We start from the raw sequence: 6,419 nt of genomic DNA on the forward strand, positions 1-6,419 counted from the left end.
CCATGTTCAAATATATTGGTGACATCGTTAAGGGTACGGGTACCCAACTGCGCAGCCTGGTGATGGTATTCGGCCATGGCTTCCGCAAGCGTGACACCCTGCAGTACCCCGAAGAAGCCGTGTACCTGCCGCCGCGCTACCGCGGCCGTATCGTGCTGACCCGCGACCCCGACGGCGAAGAGCGCTGCGTGGCCTGCAACCTGTGCGCCGTGGCATGCCCGGTGGGTTGCATCTCGCTGCAGAAAGCCGAGACCGAAGACGGCCGCTGGTACCCGGACTTCTTCCGCATCAACTTCTCCCGCTGCATTTTCTGCGGCCTGTGCGAGGAAGCCTGCCCGACCACCGCGATCCAGCTGACCCCGGATTTCGAAATGGCCGAGTTCAAGCGTCAGGACCTGGTGTACGAGAAAGAAGATCTGCTGATCTCCGGCCCCGGCAAGAACCCTGACTACAACTTCTATCGCGTTGCAGGGATGGCCGTTGCCGGCAAGCCGAAAGGCGCTGCGCAGAACGAAGCCGAGCCGATCAACGTGAAGAGCTTGCTCCCTTAAGGAAGAAAGATGGAATTCGCTTTCTATTTCGCAGCCGGAGTCGCCGTGGTGTCCACCTTCAGGGTGATCACCAACACCAACCCCGTGCACGCGCTGCTCTACCTGATCATTTCGCTGATCGCCGTGTCCATGACCTTCTTCAGCCTCGGCGCACCGTTCGCCGGGGTGCTGGAGGTGATCGTCTACGCCGGCGCCATCATGGTGCTGTTCGTCTTCGTGGTGATGATGCTCAACCTGGGGCCGGCGTCGGTGCTGCAGGAACGGGGCTGGCTGAAGCCGGGCATCTGGGCCGGGCCGATCTTCCTGGCCGGCATGCTGCTGTTCGAACTGTGCTACGTGTTGTTCGCCGAACCGAGTGGCGCCGCCATCGGCCAGGAAACCGTGAGCGCCAAGGCCGTGGGCATCAGCCTGTTCGGCCCTTACCTGCTGGTGGTGGAACTGGCCTCGATGCTGCTGCTGGCCGCCGTGGTCACCGCCTTCCACCTGGGCCGCAACGAGGCGAAGGAGTAAACCATGTCATCGATTCCTCTGGAACACGGCCTGGCCGTCGCCGGTGTGCTGTTCTGCCTGGGCCTCATGGGCGTGATGGTACGCCGCAACATCCTCTTCGTATTGATGAGCCTGGAAATCATGATGAACGCCGCTGCGCTGGCGTTCGTCGTGGCCGGTGCACGCTGGGCGCAGCCTGATGGGCAGATCATGTTCATCCTGGTCATCACCCTGGCAGCCGCCGAGGCCAGTATCGGCCTGGCGATCCTGCTGCAGCTGTACCGCCGCTTCCACACGCTTGATATCGACGCTGCCAGTGAGATGCGCGGATGAACCTGATCTTTCTGACCTTCGTATTTCCCCTCATCGGCTTCCTGCTGCTGTCGTTCTCGCGCGGGCGCTTTTCCGAAAACCTCTCGGCGCTGATAGGTGTCGGCTCCATCGGCCTGTCGGCCATCGTCGCCGCCTACGTGATCTGGCAGTTCAACGTCGCCCCGCCCGAAGCGGGCCACTACACCCTGGTGCTGTGGCGCTGGATGTCGGTGGACGGCTTCGAGCCAAACTTCGCCCTGTACGTGGACGGCCTGTCGGTCACCATGCTCGGCGTGGTGGTGGGCGTGGGCTTCCTGATCCACCTGTTCGCGTCCTGGTACATGCGCGGTGAAGAGGGCTACTCGCGCTTCTTCTCGTACACTAACCTGTTCATCGCCAGCATGCTGTTCCTGGTCCTGGCCGACAACCTGCTGTTCCTGTACTTCGGTTGGGAAGGCGTGGGCCTGTGCAGTTACCTGCTGATCGGTTTCTATTACAGCAACCGCAACAACGGTAACGCCGCGCTGAAAGCCTTCATCGTCACCCGCATCGGTGACGTGTTCATGGCCATCGGCCTGTTCATCCTGTTCCAGCAGCTGGGTACCCTGAACATCCAGGAACTGATGGTGCGTGCGCCTGAGCACTTCAAGGCCGGTGACTTCTGGATCGTCGCCGCCACCCTGATGCTGCTGGGCGGCGCGGTGGGCAAGTCCGCGCAACTGCCGCTGCAGACCTGGCTGGCAGACGCCATGGCCGGTCCTACCCCGGTATCGGCACTGATCCACGCCGCCACCATGGTGACCGCGGGCGTGTACCTGATCGCCCGTACCCACGGCCTGTTCGCCCTGGCGCCGGATATCCTGCACCTGGTGGGCATCGTCGGCGGCGTGACCCTGGTACTGGCCGGCTTCGCCGCGCTGGTGCAAACCGACATCAAGCGCATCCTGGCCTATTCGACCATGAGCCAGATCGGCTACATGTTCCTTGCCCTGGGCGTCGGCGCCTGGGAAGGCGCGATCTTCCACCTGATGACCCACGCTTTCTTCAAGGCCCTGCTGTTCCTGGCCTCCGGTGCGGTGATCGTGGGTTGCCACCACGAGCAGAACATCTTCAAGATGGGCGGCCTGTGGAAGAAACTGCCCCTGGCCTACGCCTGCTTCATCGTCGGTGGCGCGGCCCTGTCGGCCCTGCCGATCCTGACCGTGGGCTTCTACTCCAAGGACGAGATCCTCTGGGAAGCCTTCGCCAGCGGCCACACCTACCTGCTGTACGCCGGCCTGTTCGGCGCGTTCATGACCTCGATCTACACCTTCCGCCTGATCTTCATCGCCTTCCACGGCGAAGCGAAGACCGATGCCCACCCTGGCCACGGTATTTCCCACTGGCTGCCGCTGGGCGTGCTGATCGTGCTGTCGACCTTCGTCGGCGCCTGGATTCACCCGCCACTGGCCGGCGTGCTGCCGGAAAGCGTCGGCCACGCCGGCGGCGAAGCCAAGCACAGCCTGGAAATCGCCTCGGGCGCCATCGCCCTGGCCGGTATCCTGCTGGCGGCCCTGCTGTTCCTGGGCAAGCGCCGCGTCGCCACCGCCATCGCCAACAGCGGCCCTGGCCGCGTGCTGTCGGCCTGGTGGTTCGCTGCGTGGGGCTTCGACTGGATCTACGACAAACTGTTCGTCAAACCGTACCTTGGCATCAGCCACCTGCTGCGCAAGGACCCGGTAGACCGCACCATCGGCCTGATCCCGCGCATGGCAAAAGGCGGCAACACCGCCATGAGCCGTACCGAGACCGGCCAACTGCGCTGGTATGCCGCCTCCATCGTTGCCGGTGCCGTACTGGTACTCGGTGCCGTAGTGCTGGCTTCGGTCTGATATGAACCTTGCGACTTTGCGAAAGGAATTGAGCCCGTCATGATTTTGCCCTGGCTGATCCTGATCCCCTTTATCGGCGGCCTTCTGTGCTGGCTGGGTGAGCGCCACGGCGCCACCCTGCCACGCTGGATCGCGTTGCTGACCATGTCCCTGGAACTTGCCATCGGCCTCTGGCTGTGGGCCCACGGTGACTACCATCTGTCCCCTGCCCCGGGCGCCGCCCCGGCGTGGGCCTACGAGTTCAAGGTCCAGTGGATCGAGCGCTTCGGCATCAGCGTGCACCTGGGCCTGGACGGCCTGTCACTGCTGATGATCCTACTCACCGGCCTGCTGGGTGTGCTCTCGGTACTGTGTTCCTGGAAAGAGATCCAGCGCCACGTCGGCTTCTTCCACCTCAACCTGATGTGGATCCTGGGCGGCGTGGTCGGGGTGTTCCTGGCCCTGGACCTGTTCCTGTTCTTCTTCTTCTGGGAAATGATGCTGGTGCCGATGTACTTCCTCATCGCGCTCTGGGGTCACAGCTCGGCGGACGGCAAGAAAACCCGTATCTACGCGGCCACCAAGTTCTTCATCTTCACCCAGGCCAGCGGCCTGATCATGCTGGTAGCGATCCTGGGCCTGGTGCTGTTCAACTACAGCAACACCGGCGTGATGACCTTCAACTACGCCGACCTGCTCAAGGCCAAGCTGCCACACGGTGTGGAATACCTGCTGATGCTGGGCTTCTTCATCGCCTTCGCGGTGAAGCTGCCGGTGGTGCCGTTCCACAGCTGGCTGCCTGACGCCCACGCCCAGGCGCCTACCGCCGGCTCCGTGGACCTGGCCGGTATCCTGCTGAAGACGGCGGCCTACGGCCTGCTGCGCTTTGCCCTGCCGCTGTTCCCGCACGCGTCGGCGGAGTTCGCGCCCATTGCCATGACCCTGGGCCTGATCGGTATCTTCTACGGCGCCTTCCTGGCGTTCGCGCAGACCGACATCAAGCGCCTGATCGCCTTCTCCAGCGTGTCGCACATGGGCTTCGTGCTGATTGGCATCTACTCCGGTTCCCAGCAGGCGCTGCAAGGCGCAGTGGTACAGATGCTGGCCCACGGCCTGTCGGCGGCGGCACTGTTTATCCTCAGCGGCCAGCTGTACGAGCGCCTGCACACCCGTGACATGCGCGAAATGGGCGGCCTGTGGTCACGCATCGCCTACCTGCCGGCCATCAGCCTGTTCTTCGCCGCCGCCTCGCTGGGGCTGCCGGGCACCGGCAACTTCGTCGGTGAGTTCCTGATACTGCTGGGCACCTTCCCGTTCGCACCGGTGGTCATCATCATCGCCACATCGGGCCTGGTGTTTGGTTCGGTGTACTCGCTGATCATGATCCACCGCGCCTACTTCGGCCCGTCGAAATCCGACGCGGTCCTGGCCGGCATGGACAACCGCGAACTGATCATGGTGCTGGGCCTGGCGGTCCTGATCATCCTGCTTGGCGTCTACCCGCAACCCTTCCTCGACACCTCGGCCGCTACCATGGCCGGTGTCCAGCAGTGGTTCGGCACCGCTTTCACTCAACTCGCTTCGGCCCGGTAAGAGCGCTATGGACCTGACCCTTCAACATTTTATCGCGCTTGCACCGCTGCTGATCACCAGCCTCACCGTCGTGGTGGTGATGCTGGCGATCGCCTGGCGGCGCAATCACTCGCAAACCTTCCTGCTGTCGGTGGCGGGGCTGAACCTGGCCCTGCTCTCGGTGTTGCCGGCCCTCAAGGTGTCGCCCATCAGCGTCACCTCGCTGATCCAGATCGATCACTTCGCCTGCCTGTACATTGCCCTGATCCTGGTCGCCACCCTGGCGTGCGTGACCCTGGCCCACGCCTACCTGGGCGACGGTGGCTCGGGCTACCCGGGCAACCGCGAAGAACTGTACCTGCTGATCCTGATGGCCTCGGCCGGTGGCATGGTGCTGGTCAGCGCGCAGCACCTGTCGAGCCTGTTCATCGGCCTGGAGCTGCTGTCGGTGCCGGTGTATGGCCTGATCGCCTACGCCTTCTTCAACAAGCGGTCGCTGGAAGCCGGCATCAAGTACATGGTGCTGTCGGCCGCCGGTTCCGCATTCCTGCTGTTCGGCATGGCCTTGCTCTACGCTGACGCCGGCAGCCTGCAGTTCGCCGAAATCGGCCGCGCCCTGGCTGCCACCGGCAAGCCCACCAGCCTCGCGTCCCTGGGCCTGGCGATGATGTTCGTGGGCCTGGCGTTCAAGCTGTCGCTGGTGCCCTTCCACCTGTGGACCCCGGACGTCTACGAAGGCGCCCCGGCGCCGGTGGCGGCCTTCCTGGCCACCGCCAGCAAGGTGGCGGTGTTCGCCGTGGTAGTGCGTCTGTTCCAACTGTCGCCGGCTGCCAGCAGCGGCGTGCTGACCACCGTGCTGGAAGTCATAGCCGTGGCGTCGATCCTGATCGGCAACCTGTTGGCCGTGACCCAGACCAACCTCAAGCGCCTGCTGGGCTTTTCCTCCATCGCCCACTTCGGTTACCTGCTGATTGCCCTGGTGGCCAGCAAGGGCCTGGCGCTGGAAGCCATCGGCGTGTACCTGGTGACCTACGTGATCACCAGCCTGGGCGCCTTCGGTGTGATTACCCTGATGTCCTCGCCGTACAACGGCCGTGACGCCGACGCCCTGTACGAATACCGCGGCCTGTTCTGGCGCCGTCCGTACCTGACGGCGGTGCTGACCGTGATGATGCTGTCGCTGGCGGGTATCCCGCTGACCGCTGGCTTCATCGGCAAGTTCTACATCATCGCCACTGGCGTGCAATCGCAACTGTGGTGGCTGACCGGCTCGCTGGTGATTGGTAGCGCCATCGGCGTGTTCTACTACCTGCGCGTGATGGTCACCCTGTACCTCATTGAACCGAACCTGCGTCGCCACGATGCACCGTTCAACTGGGAACAGCGTACTGGCGGCGTGATGTTGCTGGCGATTGCCTTGCTGGCGTTCGCACTGGGCATCTACCCGCAGCCGCTGCTGGACCTGGTGCAGCATGCTGGCTTTCAACTGATCGGTTGACCGACGGTTGATGAACGACAAACCCCGCCTCGGCGGGGTTTGTCGTTTCAGGGGCAACTGTCATGGGGCTTCAGGCGGTGGCCAGTTCATAGTGCAGCAGGTACTGCGCGGTGCATCCTTCCCGAGCTTCGCCCGGTCCCACAGGAG

At 63.6% G+C, this 6,419-nt stretch carries 6 protein-coding genes; all 6 read left to right on the forward strand.

Going from position 1 to position 6,419, the window contains the following annotated elements:
* The first annotated feature begins 2 nt into the window (after positions 1–2).
* The 6 genes from nuoI to nuoN are packed head-to-tail and all read left to right on the forward strand — an operon-like array spanning position 3 to position 6,272.
* The gene (gene nuoI, locus QBK88_RS21340; RefSeq protein ID WP_003174725.1) at positions 3–551 is read left to right on the forward strand and encodes an NADH-quinone oxidoreductase subunit NuoI; all 549 of its coding nucleotides are present in this window, start codon (positions 3–5) and stop codon (positions 549–551) included.
* A gap of 9 nt (positions 552–560) precedes the next feature.
* Complete coding sequence (nuoJ, locus tag QBK88_RS21345) at positions 561–1,061, forward strand: NADH-quinone oxidoreductase subunit J (protein WP_277963603.1); 501 nt, start codon at positions 561–563, stop codon at positions 1,059–1,061.
* A gap of 3 nt (positions 1,062–1,064) precedes the next feature.
* Positions 1,065–1,373 carry an NADH-quinone oxidoreductase subunit NuoK gene (gene nuoK, locus QBK88_RS21350; protein ID WP_158156564.1) on the forward strand — a complete coding sequence of 103 codons (309 nt, stop codon included), beginning with the start codon at positions 1,065–1,067 and terminating at the stop codon, positions 1,371–1,373.
* Positions 1,370–3,223: an NADH-quinone oxidoreductase subunit L gene (nuoL, locus tag QBK88_RS21355; protein ID WP_277963604.1), complete on the forward strand. Its 1,854-nt coding sequence runs from the start codon at positions 1,370–1,372 to the stop codon at positions 3,221–3,223. The genes nuoK and nuoL overlap by 4 nt, the downstream gene beginning before the upstream one ends.
* A gap of 39 nt (positions 3,224–3,262) precedes the next feature.
* Positions 3,263–4,795 carry an NADH-quinone oxidoreductase subunit M gene (gene nuoM, locus QBK88_RS21360; RefSeq protein ID WP_277963605.1) on the forward strand — a complete coding sequence of 511 codons (1,533 nt, stop codon included), beginning with the start codon at positions 3,263–3,265 and terminating at the stop codon, positions 4,793–4,795.
* Positions 4,796–4,802: 7 nt separating this feature from the next.
* The gene (gene nuoN / locus QBK88_RS21365; protein ID WP_158156558.1) at positions 4,803–6,272 is read left to right on the forward strand and encodes an NADH-quinone oxidoreductase subunit NuoN; all 1,470 of its coding nucleotides are present in this window, start codon (positions 4,803–4,805) and stop codon (positions 6,270–6,272) included.
* The last annotated feature ends 147 nt before the right edge of the window (positions 6,273–6,419 follow it).

It is taken from the genome of Pseudomonas sp. RIT-To-2, assembly GCF_029623465.1.
Classification (GTDB): Bacteria; Pseudomonadota; Gammaproteobacteria; order Pseudomonadales; family Pseudomonadaceae; genus Aquipseudomonas; species Aquipseudomonas silvicola.

Coding starts and splice junctions, on each gene's coding strand:
- nuoL (WP_277963604.1), top strand. CDS start 1,370: ATGAACCTGATCTTTCTGACCTTCGTATTTCCCCTCATCGGCTTCCTG.
- nuoI (WP_003174725.1), top strand. CDS start 3: ATGTTCAAATATATTGGTGACATCGTTAAGGGTACGGGTACCCAACTG.
- nuoK (WP_158156564.1), top strand. CDS start 1,065: ATGTCATCGATTCCTCTGGAACACGGCCTGGCCGTCGCCGGTGTGCTG.
- nuoJ (WP_277963603.1), top strand. CDS start 561: ATGGAATTCGCTTTCTATTTCGCAGCCGGAGTCGCCGTGGTGTCCACC.
- nuoM (WP_277963605.1), top strand. CDS start 3,263: ATGATTTTGCCCTGGCTGATCCTGATCCCCTTTATCGGCGGCCTTCTG.
- nuoN (WP_158156558.1), top strand. CDS start 4,803: ATGGACCTGACCCTTCAACATTTTATCGCGCTTGCACCGCTGCTGATC.